The 13633-nt window shown below is 66.3% G+C and carries 13 protein-coding genes; 2 read left to right on the top strand and 11 right to left on the bottom strand.

Annotated elements, in window-relative coordinates; all coding sequences use genetic code 11:
* Positions 1 to 3: 3 nt before the first annotated feature.
* The 11 genes from OCGS_RS12255 to OCGS_RS12300 all read right to left on the bottom strand — a co-directional run bounded on the left by OCGS_RS12255 (position 4) and on the right by OCGS_RS12300 (position 10067).
* The gene (locus OCGS_RS12255) at positions 4 to 780 is read right to left on the bottom strand and encodes an enoyl-CoA hydratase-related protein (protein ID WP_007427567.1); all 777 of its coding nucleotides are present in this window, start codon (positions 778 to 780) and stop codon (positions 4 to 6) included.
* Between the two features lie 67 nt (positions 781 to 847).
* Positions 848 to 1297, bottom strand: coding sequence for a cytochrome c-type biogenesis protein (locus tag OCGS_RS12260; protein WP_007427568.1), 450 nt, complete (start codon positions 1295 to 1297; stop codon positions 848 to 850).
* The gene (locus OCGS_RS12265) at positions 1294 to 3270 is read right to left on the bottom strand and encodes a heme lyase CcmF/NrfE family subunit (RefSeq protein ID WP_007427569.1); all 1977 of its coding nucleotides are present in this window, start codon (positions 3268 to 3270) and stop codon (positions 1294 to 1296) included. Before OCGS_RS12265 ends, OCGS_RS12260 begins: the two co-directional genes overlap by 4 nt.
* A gap of 67 nt (positions 3271 to 3337) precedes the next feature.
* Positions 3338 to 3757: a hypothetical protein gene (locus OCGS_RS12270; RefSeq protein ID WP_156801050.1), complete on the bottom strand. Its 420-nt coding sequence runs from the start codon at positions 3755 to 3757 to the stop codon at positions 3338 to 3340.
* Positions 3754 to 3876, bottom strand: a complete 123-nt coding sequence (locus OCGS_RS15560) for a hypothetical protein (RefSeq protein WP_007427571.1) — start codon at positions 3874 to 3876, stop codon at positions 3754 to 3756. The genes OCGS_RS12270 and OCGS_RS15560 overlap by 4 nt, the downstream gene beginning before the upstream one ends.
* Entirely contained in the window at positions 3873 to 4064 is a 192-nt protein-coding gene (locus OCGS_RS12275) for a hypothetical protein (protein WP_007427572.1), read from the bottom strand. The genes OCGS_RS15560 and OCGS_RS12275 overlap by 4 nt, the downstream gene beginning before the upstream one ends.
* Positions 4054 to 4593: a holin family protein gene (locus OCGS_RS12280; RefSeq protein ID WP_007427573.1), complete on the bottom strand. Its 540-nt coding sequence runs from the start codon at positions 4591 to 4593 to the stop codon at positions 4054 to 4056. Before OCGS_RS12280 ends, OCGS_RS12275 begins: the two co-directional genes overlap by 11 nt.
* Positions 4584 to 5195 carry a holin-associated N-acetylmuramidase gene (locus tag OCGS_RS12285; protein WP_007427574.1) on the bottom strand — a complete coding sequence of 204 codons (612 nt, stop codon included), beginning with the start codon at positions 5193 to 5195 and terminating at the stop codon, positions 4584 to 4586. The genes OCGS_RS12280 and OCGS_RS12285 overlap by 10 nt, the downstream gene beginning before the upstream one ends.
* A gap of 54 nt (positions 5196 to 5249) precedes the next feature.
* Positions 5250 to 5708 (bottom strand): cytochrome c maturation protein CcmE, encoded by a 459-nt coding sequence (gene ccmE / locus OCGS_RS12290; RefSeq protein ID WP_040610981.1) that lies wholly within the window; start codon positions 5706 to 5708, stop codon positions 5250 to 5252.
* Positions 5709 to 5773: 65 nt separating this feature from the next.
* Positions 5774 to 6583 carry a glutamate racemase gene (locus OCGS_RS12295; protein WP_007427576.1) on the bottom strand — a complete coding sequence of 270 codons (810 nt, stop codon included), beginning with the start codon at positions 6581 to 6583 and terminating at the stop codon, positions 5774 to 5776.
* A 58-nt stretch (positions 6584 to 6641) separates the two neighbouring features.
* Positions 6642 to 10067, bottom strand: coding sequence for an indolepyruvate ferredoxin oxidoreductase family protein (locus OCGS_RS12300; RefSeq protein WP_007427577.1), 3426 nt, complete (start codon positions 10065 to 10067; stop codon positions 6642 to 6644).
* A 157-nt stretch (positions 10068 to 10224) separates the two neighbouring features.
* Here OCGS_RS12300 and OCGS_RS12305 point away from each other — a divergent pair, with 157 nt between their 5' ends.
* Both OCGS_RS12305 and purL read left to right on the top strand, forming a co-directional pair.
* The gene (locus OCGS_RS12305) at positions 10225 to 11127 is read left to right on the top strand and encodes a LysR family transcriptional regulator (RefSeq protein ID WP_007427578.1); all 903 of its coding nucleotides are present in this window, start codon (positions 10225 to 10227) and stop codon (positions 11125 to 11127) included.
* Between the two features lie 251 nt (positions 11128 to 11378).
* On the top strand, positions 11379 to 13541 hold the full coding sequence (purL, locus tag OCGS_RS12310) for a phosphoribosylformylglycinamidine synthase subunit PurL (RefSeq protein ID WP_040610982.1): 2163 nt from the start codon (positions 11379 to 11381) through the stop codon (positions 13539 to 13541).
* The last annotated feature ends 92 nt before the right edge of the window (positions 13542 to 13633 follow it).

The raw sequence follows: 13633 nt of genomic DNA on the forward strand, positions 1-13633 counted from the left end.
CGACTACCGGCCTTCGTATTCCGCCGGACGCTTCTGAAGGAAGGCCATGACCCCTTCCTTGAAGTCCCGGCTTTGTCCCGCATCGCCCTGCAACCGCGCCTCGAGCTGCAATTGCGTTTCGAGGTCGTTGCCATAGCTTTGCCGCAGCGCCGTCTTGACGTGTCGATAGGCCAGCGTCGGCCCGTCGGCCAGTTTCCGCGCGCGGGCCTGCCAATGCGCGTCGAACTCGGCCTCGGGGATCGCTTCCCAGATCATGCCCCATTCGGCCGCCTGACGCGCGCTGACAGGTTCTGCGAACAGGGCGGCCCCCATGGCCCGCGCGAATCCGACCTGACGCGGCAGCCAATAGGTTCCGCCCGCATCGGGGATCAGGCCGATGCGCGTGAAGGCTTGCAGGAAGACCGCCACCTCTGACGCGATGACGACATCGCAGGCAAGTGCCAGATTCGCCCCGGCCCCGGCGGCGGCCCCGTTGACGGCCGCCAGCGTCGGCACCGGGCAATCGTAGATCGCGCGCAGCATCGGTTCGTATTCGTCGCGCAGCACGCGTTCCAGATCCATGTTCGCAGCATTGCCGCCATCGCCCAGATCCTGGCCGGAACAGAACGCCCGCCCCTCGCCGGTCAGGACGATCACGCGCGACCGGGCGCTTGCGTCCTTGACGGCATGGGTAATCTCGGCGCGCATCTGCGTGCTGAGCGCGTTCATCACGTCGGGCCTGTTCAATGCGATGCGGGCGATACCGTCCAGATCGGTCAGACGGATGGTCTGGTATTCCATGATGCTCTCTCCGAAGGGTCGGCCGCAGACTAGCCGCTTCGCGGGGCAATGGAACAGAAACGCGGGGTCAGTCGCGCAGCAACTCGCGCAGCCGGGCCTCCTCGGACGGGTCCAGCGGATCGTCGCGGTCGGCCGTCCGGCCGCGGCGGCGCAGATAGACGGCGGCCAGACCGCCCGCCGCCACCAGCATCGCCGGCCCCGCCAGCCACAGGATCAGCGTCGATCCGGTCGCCGGCGGGCTGAGCAGGACATATTCGCCGTAACGGTCGGTGATGAAGGCCAGCGCCTCGGCATCCGTATCGCCCGCGACAAGCCGCTCGCGCACCAGCAGGCGCAGATCGCGGGCGAGGTCGGCATTGCTTTCGTCAATGCTTTCGTTCCGGCAGACGAGGCATCGCAGGCCCTTGGAAAGCTCGCGCGCGCGGGTTTCCAGCGCCGGATCGTCCAGCACTTCGTCCGGCTGGACAGCGAAGGCCGGGGTCGCCAGCACGAGGATCAGAAGAAGGGCGCGGATCATTCCGCAGGCACCGTCGTGCGACGCGCGGACCGGGCCCCGGCAGCGACACGGTGCCGCCGGTCCGACAGCGACAGAACGCCGCCCAGGGCCATGACAATGGCACCTGCCCAGATCCAGTTGGCGAAAGGCTTGACGAAGGTCCGCACCGCCCAGCCGCCACCGTCCTGCGGATCCCCGATCACGACATAAAGGTCGCGGGTGATGCCGCCGTCGATGGCGGCCTCGGTCGTCGGCATCCGCGCAACCGGATAAACGCGCTTTTCGGGATGCAAAAGCGCGACCTGCCGCCCGTCCCGGCCGATGGCGATTGCCGCGCGCGTGGCGGTATAGTTGGGGCCGGCCGCGCGGCGCACGTCCCGAAGTTCGACGGTATAACCCGCCACCTCGAACGGTTCGCCGATCTTGGCGACGCGGATATCCTCGACCGTCCAGGCGGTCATCGCGCCGATCCCGAACAGCGTGACGCCGAACCCGGCATGGGCGACCGCCTTGCCCCAATCAGCGCGCGGAAGATTGCGCAGCCGCCGCAGCTGGCCGCCGATGCCGTCGGCGCGCCGTGTGCGGGTCCAGAGTTCGGCCAGCGCCCCCAGGATCAGCCACGACGCAAGGACCGCCGCGACAGGCGCAAGCATCGCGCCGCCGGTCTGCACGACCCAGACGAAGCCGCCAAGCGCCACCGACAGAGCCAGCACGCCCCAAAGCGGCTGCATCACCCTCCCCATACGCGCGCGCTTCCAAGGCATCATCGCGCCGATAGGCAGGATCGCGGCAAGCGCCACCATGAACGGGGTGAAGGCCGCGTTGAAGAACGGCGGCCCGACGCTGAGCTTGCGGTCCCAGACCAGTTCGGCCACCAGCGGCCAGACGGTCCCGACGAAGACGACGAACGCCGCGACGGCCAGAAGGACGTTGTTGGCGATCAGCGCGGTTTCCCGGCTGGCCAGACCGAAGACGCCCTTGGCCTGCATGGACCCCGCCCGCGCGGCATAAAGCGTCAGCGCGCCGCCCATGAACACGCCGGTGATGATCAGCAAATACACGCCCCGCTCGGGGTCGTTGGCAAAGGCATGCACGCTGGTCAGCACGCCCGACCGCACGATGAACGCACCAATCAGGCTGAACCCGAAGGCGAGGATCGCCAGAAGGATCGTCCAGTTCTTCAACGCCTCGCGCTTTTCCACGACGATGGCCGAATGAAGAAGGGCGGCGGCGATCAGCCACGGCATGAAGCTGGCATTCTCGACCGGATCCCAGAACCAGAAGCCGCCCCAGCCCAGTTCGTAATAGGCCCACCAGGATCCCAGCGCGATGCCGACGGTCAGGAACAGCCACGCGGCCAGCGTCCAGGGCCGCACCCAACGGCCCCATGCGGCATCCACCCGCCCCTCGATCAGCGCGGCGACGGCAAAGCTGAACGACATGCTCAGCCCGACATAGCCGAGATAGAGGAACGGCGGATGGAAGGCGAGACCGGGATCCTGCAACAGCGGATTGAGATCCTCGCCGTTCAGCGGCGGCGATGCGAGACGCAGGAACGGGTTGGAGGTGAAGATCAGGAACGACAGGAACGCCACGCTGACAGCGCCCTGCACGCCCAGCACGCGCGCCCTCAGCGACGGTGTCAGGTTGCCGCCGAACCACGCCGCCATCGCGGCATAGAGCGCCAGGATCACGCACCACAGCAGCAGCGATCCTTCGTGATTCCCCCAGACGCCCGTGATCTTGTAAAGCAGCGGCTTGTCGGTGTGACTGTTCAGCGTCACCAGCCGCAGCGAGAAGTCCGAGGCGACGAAACCCCAGGTCAGGGCGGCAAACGCGAAAACCAGAAAGACCAATTGCGCGGTCGCGGCGGGTTCGGCGGCGGCCATCCAGTTGCCCCAACCCTTCTGCGCGCCGACCAGCGGCAACACCGTCTGCGCCAGTGCCATGACAAGGGCGAGGATCAGGGCGAAATGGCCGAATTCGGTAATCATGCCCTCTAACTAGAGCATCTTTCGGGCCGGGCCAATCGTCCCCGGCCCGTCACACGGCGTTGTGCGTTCAGGCGGCCAGCACCAATGCCGCCGAAGCCGCAAGCGCCCCCAACGGGACCAGCCAGATCGCGCCGTCCCAACCCAGCGACCGGCGGATCACCGCGAAATGCATCAGCGCGCCGGTCAGCGACAGGGCGAGGAAGACGAACAGAAGCGTGTTGGTCCGCATCGCCGGCGGTTCGCCCGTCAGCGTATAGATCCACCACCAGCCCATCACGCAGGCCGATCCCGCCCAGCTGAACGCCATTCCCAGCGCCAGCGGCGTCGATCGCGCCCGCCATAGCCAGAAGAACGTCGCCCCGATGGCCAGCGCCATCATGCTGAACGCCCCGAAAGCCACGGAATAGGTCGCGCCGTATCCCATCACGGCATCGCCCAGAAGAAGGATCGACGCCATCGCGGCCGCGATCGCCAAGGGTAGTCTCATCTGCGGAAAACCTCTTTCAAAGCGGCGTCCAGCCGGTCGGCCGCCCTGCTGTTTCGTTCTGCATCGGCCCATAAACCGCGCCCCAGCACCCAGCGGCGCAGGCGTATCCAGACGCTCATCTGCCGTAATACCCCGACGGAACCCGTTCGCGCAGAAGGGTCGTCATCTCGATCAGGACGGCGGTGTTCTTGTTCAGCGCCTCGCGGGTCGCGTGATCCTTCTGCGCGTCCCGCCAGAGCAGGTAGAAAACCAGCATCACCCAAGGCCCATGATCGGCGACCACGCCCAGCAGCATGTCAACGGCCAAGCTCGGCTCTCCACTCGTCCAGCGCCGCATTGTCGGATGGTTTCTTGTCGGACGGAACACGGCGGTCGGGCATGACGGCGTCGATCTCGCGAGCGACGACGGGCGCGCGGGCGATGGTCTGCGCGATGGAACGCTGGAACTCCTGCCCTTTCAACTGATGCCGCGCCCCGAAATAGAACGACACCACCGCGCCCAGCAGCCACCACAGCGGTTCGGGCACCAGCGCAAGGCCGCTCATCCGCGATCCGAACCATACGGGATCGACCATCGCCGCCACGAACAGCCCCAGCGTTCCCAGGGCCAGGGCCGGGCGCGGCAGGCGGTTGACGCCGTCCATGAACAGGTCGAACCGCCCGCGCCTTTCGTGACGCTCGAACTCGGCCGCGTATTGCGCCAGCGCGGCGGCGCCGGCATTTGCCTGACGTTCGGCCGCGTTCTCGGCGTTTTCGCGAAAGACTTCGGCCGTCTCGCGCAGGATCGCGCCGCCATTGCCGAACACCGCCCCCATCAGCCCGCCGGTCAGACCCATGACGCCACCCGTGCGCGATGCTCGGCCGCGGTCAGGTGATAGCGGGGGCTGATGAACTGCTCGGCGCGGACGATCCAGCCGCCCTTGCCGCCGTCGCGCCGTCTTGCGAACTTGCGCAAGGGCTGCCGCGCATCGCCGAGGCGGTAGTAGTAGTTGCGCCGGGCAATCCCGTAGGCATCGGCCAGGTGACGCGGAGCGGCGGCATGGGCCAGCGCGGCCGCGGCGATGGTCTGCGGGCCGATCCGTCCGTCGATCGCGACCCGCTGACCCATCTCGCCCAGCAGACGTTGCAGGATCGTCACGGCATTCGTGCCCGCATTCACGAACATGTCGAACACGCTGGGTTGCAGGGTTCCGGGCAACTCGTCGATCCGCGGTCCGCGATAGTAATGCTGAAGGAAAATGTCGCGTGCCTGATCCGGCCTCAGCCGCCGCAGATCGTGAAGATCGGTGTCGCCGTCCCCGTCCAGATCGACACCCAGCTGGCGCAGCGTGCCGATGGTGACGCCGTAATTCGTCGCGCCGCCCGGATCGTCGGGGTCGTTCACCCACCCCCCTTCGCGGGCGACGATCTCGGCCGCAATCTGCGTGACGTTCAGCATCCTCATATCCCCCCGGACGTAATCGCGATGAGGGCGGAAGATGGTTACGATTGGTTAATTGGTGGCCAATGCAGCGTCCGGTGGCTGATAGACACCCTGCTCTTTCAGCGCGTCGATCACCTCTGCCGGCATATAGGTCTCGTCGTGTTTGGCAAGGATTTCAGTGGCCTCGAAGGTGCCGTCGATATAACGCCCGGTGCCGACCATGCCCTCGCCCTCGCCGAAAAGGTCGGGAAGCACGCCGGTATAGGTCACGGGGATCGAGGCCGCGCCGTCCGTCACGTTGAAGCGAATCGTCTCGCCCTGACCGCGGGCCAGCGTCCCCTCCTCGACCAGACCGCCGATGCGGAACGTCTCGGCGGGGGAAGGCGGTGCTTCGGCGACCTGGGCCGGCGAACGGAAGAAGTTGATGCCGTCCTTCATGGCGATGCCGACCAGCGTCGTCGATACGGCAAGGGCGACCGCCATCACGACGATGACCTGAACGCGGCGGCGTTTCTTCAGACCCTTCATTCCGGCAGCCATGACATCCTCCTGCCAAGCCTAGGTAAGCGCGCGATCGGGGACCGCAAGGCGGATCAAGCCCTCTCGAACGTCACGGGCCGACGCAGGAACTGCGTGGCGCGGTCCGATACCCGGCGCGGATCGCCGGTGGTCAGCCAGGCGCGGGTGCCGCCGCCGCTGATGCCCGGATGCCGCGACAGATAATCGGCCAGCGCGGCCGCGACCAGATCGGGCTGGCTGTAGACCTCGACATTCGGCCCCAGCGCTTCGCGAAAAACGTCCTCGACCAGAGGGAAATGCGTGCAGCCCAGCACGGCGGCCTGCGGATGTGGCATCTTGCGGAAAAGCGCGTCGACATGGCTTCTGACCAGCGCCTCGGCAAGCACCATGTCGCCTTCCTCGATCGCGTCAACCACGCCGCCGCAGGCCTGCGCCTCGACATCCACGCCGATGGCGCGGAAGGCCAGTTCGCGCTGAAACGCCCGGCTGCGCACGGTGGCCGGGGTCGCGAACAGCGCGACATTCTGGATCCGCACCTCGCGCGGTGGCGAATTGTCGCCCCATTGCCGTTCGGTCAGCGCTTCGATCAATGGGACGAAAACGCCCAGCACACGCTTGCCCTGCGGCACCCACCCTTCCTGCATGCGTCGCAAAGCGGCGGCGCTGGCCGTATTGCAGGCCAGAACGACCAGATCGCAGCCCGCATCGAACAGACGCTGAACCGCCGAGGTCGTCAGGTCATAGATGTCGTCGGCGTCGCGCACCCCGTAAGGTGCGTGCGCGCTGTCGCCGAGATAGACGAAGGGCACGTCCGGCAGCCGCTTTTCCAGTGCCGAAAGGACGGTCAGGCCGCCAAGGCCGCTGTCGAAGATACCTACCGCCATCCCGCCGCTCCGTCCGGTGTTGCGACTTGCGCTTAGTCCCGGACGGCGCGCATGTCCATCACTCGGCCGCGCGGGCCAGGTCGTTTCCGCCCGCGCGGATCACCGCCAGCAGTTCTTCGCGCCGCTTGGCCGCCCGTTTTGTATTGGCTTCCTTCACCGGACCGAACCCCCTGATGTCCAGCGGCAATCGGGCAAGGGCCACGATCGGCTCTTTCGTCTGCGGCGTGACCAGCGGAAGGACCTCGGCCATGTCCGCCTCGTATTGCCGGATCAGCGCGCGTTCCATGCGTCGTTCGGCGGTGCGCCCGAACGGATCGAGCGGCGTGCCGCGCAGGCCCTTCATCCGCGCCAGCACCGGCCACATACGCTCGATCCACTGGCCGAACGCTTTCTTGCGCGGCCGCCCGTCAGGTCCGCTTCCGCCCATGACGGGCGGCGCCAGGTGATAGCTGAGCTTCAAATCCCCCGAAAACGCGGCCTCGGCCCGCGCGCGGGTATCGAGATGCAGACGCGCGACTTCATATTCGTCCTTATAAGTCAGCAGCTTGTGATACCCTTCGGCCACCGCCATGCGGATCTCGCCATCGTCGATTCCGTCCAGCATCCGTCGATACCGCTGCGCCAGCTTGCGGCCCTGGTAGGCGACAAGATGCGCTTCGCGGAACGCGATCCTGTCCTCCGGCTTGCGCGGCAGGGCGACGACGGAGGGGGCCAGAACCTTCCCGGCTTCCTCGGGCTTCATCGCGGCCCAGCGTCCCAGCTCGAACGCGCGCAGGTTCCGCTCGACCGCCGCGCCGTTAAGCCTGATCGCGGCGGTGATCGCCTCGTGCGTGACGGGGATCAGCCCCCGCTGGAACGCGGCACCGAAGACGATCATGTTGGAATAGATCGTGTCGCCCATCAGCACCCGCGCCAGTTCGGACGCATCCAGCAATTGCAGGCGGTCGCCCAACCGACGTTGCAGAGCCAGCGACAGGTCTTCCGTCGGAATGCGAAACTCGGTGTTGCGGGTGAAGTCGCCGGTCACGATTTCGTGGCTGTTGACGACACCGCCGGTCCGTCCCTGCGCCATCAGGCCCAGCGTCTTGGCCCCCGCGCTGACGACCAGATCGCCGCCGATCAGCGTATCGCATTCCCCTGTGGCCACCCGGATCGCACTAATCGCCTCGGGCGTCTCGCCGATGCGGCAGTGGATATGCACCGCACCGCCCTTCTGGGCGAGGCCCGCCATCTCCATCATGCCGGCGCCCTTGCCGTCCATATGGGCCGCCATCGCCAGCAACGCGCCGACAGTCACGACGCCGGTGCCTCCGACGCCCGTGATGACGATGTTGAACGTGCCGGCGATCGACGGCAGGTCGGGCATCGGCAGATCGCCGATTTCGACATCCGCCGTCGCGTCCTTGCGAAGGCTTGCCCCTTCGACCGTGACAAAGCTGGGGCAGAACCCCTTGAGACAGCTATAGTCCTTGTTGCACGACGACTGGTCGATGGCGCGCTTGCGCCCCAACTCGGTCTCGACGGGCACGATGCTGACGCAGTTCGACTGCACCCCGCAATCGCCACAACCTTCGCAGACATCGGTATTGATGAAGACGCGCCTGTCCGGGTCGGGAAACTGCCCCTTCTTGCGCCGCCGGCGCTTCTCGGCGGCGCAGGTCTGGATGAAGACGATGGCGCTGACGCCCTCGACCTCGCGCATGTGCCGCTGGACTTTGTCCAGTTCGTCCCGCTCGTGCCAGGTGATGCCGCCGGGGAAAGCGGCGCGTGCCGGTTCCTCTTTCGGGTCGTAGACGACGGCGATCTCCCTGACGCCCATCGCCTGCAACTCGCGCACGATCCGGTCGGGGCCGAGCCCGCCTTCGTTCGTCTGCCCGCCGGTCATCGCCACGGCGTCGTTGTAAAGGATCTTGTAGGTGATGTTCGTGCCGGCGGCCAGGGCGGCCCGGATCGCCAGCAGGCCCGAATGGTTATAGGTGCCGTCGCCGAGATTCTGAAAAACGTGCCGGGTCTTCGAGAACGGCGCTTCGCCGATCCAGTTCGCGCCCTCGGCCCCCATATGGGTATAGCCGCTGGTTTCGCGGTCCATCCACAGCGTCATGATGTGACAGCCGATCCCGGCACCCGCTCGGCTGCCTTCGGGCAGACGGGTCGACGTGTTGTGCGGACAGCCCGAGCAGAAATAGGGGGTACGGGCCGCGATCTCGGGCTGGTTGTCGGCCCTCCGCGCCTCGGCCAGCCGCGACAGCGCGGCCTTCAGCGCCTCGGTCTCGCGCCCCTCCTCGATCAGGATACCGCCCAGCTTCTCGGCGATCATGATCGGGTCGAGCGCCATGCGCGTCGGGAAAAGCTCTACCCGGCGGCCGTTATGCCAGGTGTCGCCGCGATGCCAGCCATAGACCCGCCGCCCGCGCCGGTCATCGAAGATCGCCTCCTTGACCTGCACCTCGATCAGCTTGCGCTTTTCCTCGACCACCACGATCAGGCTGAGCCCTTCGGCCCATTCGTGGAACCCCTGCATGTCCAGCGGAAAGGTCTGCCCGATCTTATAGGTCGTGATGCCCAGCCGCTCGGCCTCGTCCGCGTCGATCCCCAGAAGGCCCAGCGCGTGAACCAGATCGAGCCAATTCTTGCCCGCCGCGCAGAACCCGATCTTCGCGCCCGGCTTGCCCCAGACGCGGCGGTCCATGCCATTGGCACGGCTGAACGCCTCGGCCGCGAAACGCTTGTAGTCGATCATCCGCGCTTCCTGCGCGATCCAGTGATCGCCGGCCCGGATGTTCAGTCCGCCTTCCGGCATCTTGAAGTCGGCGGGGGTCACAAAGGACATACGGTCGGGACGGCCATCCACCACCGATGTCACCTCGACCGTGTCCTTCATCAGCTTCAGCCCGGCCCAGACACCGGCGAAGCGACTCATCGCGAAGCCGTACAATCCGTAATCGAGGATTTCCTGCACACCCGCCGGCGAAAGGACCGGCATATAGACATCGACCATCGCCCAGTCGGACTGATGGCAGGTCGTGGACGATTCGCCGGTATGATCGTCCCCCATCGCCATGATCGCGCCGCCATGCCGCGACGTGCCGGCCATGTTCGCGTGGCGCATCACATCGCCCGACCTGTCGACCCCCGGCCCCTTGCCATACCACAGCGAAAAGACGCCGTCGAAACGCCCCTCGTTGCGCATCTCGGCCTGCTGCGCGCCCCAGATCGCGGTCGCGGCCAGATCCTCGTTCAGGCCGGGTTGAAACAGAATGTCGTTCGCGGACAGAAGCTTGGCCGCCTTCTGCATGTTCAGGTCGACGCCGCCCAGAGGCGAGCCGCGATAGCCCGTGACATAACCGGCGGTATTCAGCCCGGCGGCACGGTCGCGATGCTTCTGCATCAGCATCAGACGAACCAGCGCCTGCGTGCCGTTCAGCAGCACAGGCGATTTTCCGAGGTCGTATCGGTCCGACAGGCTTACATCATGCAGTGCCATTTCCACCCTCCCTGGCGGCGCGAAACATGCTAAAGTATAGGTCAAGGCGGCTGACCTACCAAATCACATTCGCGACTATCCGGGATCAGGCCTTGCCCGGTGACGCATCATGCAAGATGGCCGTCCTCGCGTCATCGCCACAACTCTGCGGGGTCCGATGGACTGGGACAAGCTGAGAATCTTCCACGCGGTCGCCGATGCGGGCAGCCTGACCGCGGCCGGCGACACGCTGCATCTGTCGCAATCGGCGGTCAGCCGGCAGATCCGTGCGCTGGAGGAAATGCTCGACACCGTTCTGTTCCATCGCCACGCCCGCGGCCTGATCCTGACCGAACAGGGCGAATTGCTGCACGACGCGACGCGCGCCATGTCGCGGCGGCTGGATGCCGCGGCCGCGCGCATCCGCGACAGCCGCGAGGAAGTGTTCGGGGAATTGCGCGTGACGACGACCATCGGTTTCGGCACACTCTGGCTGGTGCCCCGATTGCCGCGACTTTATGAAAAGTTCCCGGATCTGCGGATCGACCTGATGCTTGAAGAGCGTGTCCTCGATCTGCCGATGCGCGAGGCGGACGTCGCGATCCGCATGCGCGAACCCTCGCAGGCGGACCTGATTCGCAAGAAGCTGAACATGGTCCACATGCGGCTCTATGCGATGCCGTCCTATCTGGCGGCGAGGGGCACGCCGAAGCGTCTCGAAGACATGCGCGACCATCGGCTCGTTTCGCAGAATACCAGATCCACGCAGGTGGCGGCGGGCGAAACGCTGATCCATACGCTGATGGCCGTCAACGTCGGTTCGACCCTGACGGTGAACAACTATTTTGGCGTTCTTCAGGGTGTTCTCAGCGGACTGGGCATCGGTGTGCTGCCGGATTACGTCATCGCCGACTTTCCCGAAATGGTGCGGGTATTGCCGGAATTGCAGTCCGCGGCGATCCCGGTCTACCTCGCCTATCCCGAGGAACTGCGTTCGTCCAAGCGGATCAAGGCGTTCCGCGATTTCGTGCTGGACGAACTGGCCCTGCACGCCTCGCGCCGGGCCCGTCTGAAGGTCTGACTGCCTGACTTGCGCCACACGCATGGCGGAACTGCGCTGGCGTTAAGCAAATGGCCTTGCCGCATCGGCGGTGGCGATCTAGTTGGGTGAGGAAGGCTGCGAAAGCGTTTTTCGCCGTCTTTACCTCCCTGTTGGACTGGCCGGGCTTTTAGCCCGGCCTTTTTTCGTCCGTGACCGCACAACCGGGGGAAGACCGGGTTGCCGTTCTTCGCGCCCTTTCGCCCGGCGAACGGTCGGCGTATCAGGCGCATATGACCGAACCCGTCATCACCCCCGAACTCGTCGCCGCGCACGGCCTGTCGCCGGACGAATACGACCGGATCCTTCGGATCGTCGGTCGCACGCCCAGCTTTACGGAACTCGGCATCTTTTCGGCAATGTGGAACGAACATTGTTCCTACAAATCCTCGAAGAAGTGGCTGCGCACCCTGCCGACGACCGGGCCACAGGTGATCTGCGGTCCGGGCGAAAATGCGGGTGTCGTCGATATCGGCGACGGCCTGGCGCTGGTCTTCAAGATGGAGAGCCACAACCACCCGTCCTACATCGAACCCTATCAGGGCGCCGCGACCGGCATGGGCGGCATCCTGCGCGATGTCTTCACGATGGGCGCGCGACCCGTCGCGGCGATGAATGCGCTCAGCTTCGGTCAGCCCGAACATCCGCGCACACGGTCGCTGGTCCACGGGGTCGTGGCGGGGATCGGCGGCTATGCCAACGCGTTCGGTGTCCCCTGCGTCGGCGGCGAGGTTCGGTTCCATCCCAGCTATAACGGCAATTGTCTGGTCAACGCGTTCGCGGCGGGATTGGCGCGGGCGGACGCGATCTTCTATTCGGCGGCGTCGGGCGTCGGCATGCCGGTCGTCTATCTTGGCGCGCGCACGGGCCGCGACGGTGTCGGCGGCGCGACGATGGCCAGTGCCGAATTCGACGACACCATCGAGGAAAAGCGCCCCACCGTTCAGGTCGGCGACCCCTTCAACGAAAAGCGGCTGATGGAGGCGTGTCTGGAACTGATGCAGAGCGGCGCGGTGATCTCGATCCAGGACATGGGCGCAGCCGGCCTGACCTGTTCGGCGGTCGAGATGGGCGACAAGGGCGGCCTCGGCATCAGGCTCAACCTCGATGCGGTGCCGGTGCGCGAGGAGGGCATGACCGCCTACGAGATGATGTTGTCCGAAAGTCAGGAACGCATGCTGATGGTCCTGCATCCCGAGAAGGAATCGCAGGCGCGCGCGATCTTCGACAAGTGGGATCTGGACTTCGCCATCGTCGGCGAAACCATCGCCGAAGACCGGTTCGTCGTCGTGCATGAAGGCCGCACGATGGCCGACCTGCCGCTTCGCACCCTGTCGGGATCCGCCCCGGAATACGACCGCCCCTGGGAAGCCACGCCGCCTTTGCCGCCGCTGACCGACGCGCCCGTGATCGACGCCATCGACGGGCTGCGCGCTTTGATTGGACAGCCGCATTACGCCAGCAAGCACTGGGTCTGGCGGCAATACGACACGCAGGTCATGGCCGACACGGTGCGCACGCCCGGACAGGGCGCCGGGGTGATCCGCGTTCATGGCACCGACCGGCTGCTGGCCTTCACCAGCGACGTGACGCCGCGCTACGTCGCCGCCGACCCCGAGGAGGGCGGCAAGCAGGCGGTCGCCGAAGCCTTCCGCAATCTGGTCGCCTGCGGGGCGCGCCCGCTGGCAGCGACCGACAACCTCAACTTCGGCAATCCCGAAAAGCCCCGCATCATGGGTCAGATCGTCGGCGCGATCCGCGGCATCGGCGCGGCCTGCGCCGCGCTCGACATGCCCATCGTGTCGGGCAACGTGTCGCTTTACAACGAAACGGACGGCCAGCCCATCCTGCCAACCCCCACCATCGGCGCGGTCGGGCTGATCGACCGGCTGGAGGACATGATCGGTGCCGCACCGCGCGACGGCGATCTGGCGCTTGTGCTCGGGCGCACGCGCGGCCATCTTGGGCAATCCGCCCTGCTGGCCTGCGCCTTCGGGCGCGAGGACGGACCGCCGCCGTCCGTCGATCTTGACGCCGAGCGCCGCCACGGCGCTTTCGTTCTGGCGAATCGCACCCTGCTCAGTGCCGCGACGGATCTGTCCGATGGCGGTCTGGCACTGGCCGCGTTCGAAATGGCGGTCGCGGGCGGTATCGGCGTGACCATCGACGCCAAGCGCAAGACGGCCAGCCTGTTCGGCGAGGATCAGGGCCGCTATCTGCTGGCCGCGCCCTTCGATGCTGCTGAAGCATTGATGGTTGCGGCAGGACAAGCCGGCGTGCCCCTGCGGACGGTCGGCCGGTTCGGCGGGGATCGCATCGCGCTGGGCCGGTCCGCGGCGCCGCTGGACGATCTGCGCGCACTTCACGCATCCGCCTTTGCCGACGCGCTTGCCTGACCGCGCGGCTTGCGACGCCCCGGTGCCCGACCTAGATTGACCCCAAGGAGGATCCGCGCATGGCCATCACCGCCCAGGAAATCGAGGACATG

It is taken from the genome of Oceaniovalibus guishaninsula JLT2003, from assembly GCF_000299575.1.
GTDB lineage: Bacteria > Pseudomonadota > Alphaproteobacteria > Rhodobacterales > Rhodobacteraceae > Palleronia > Palleronia guishaninsula.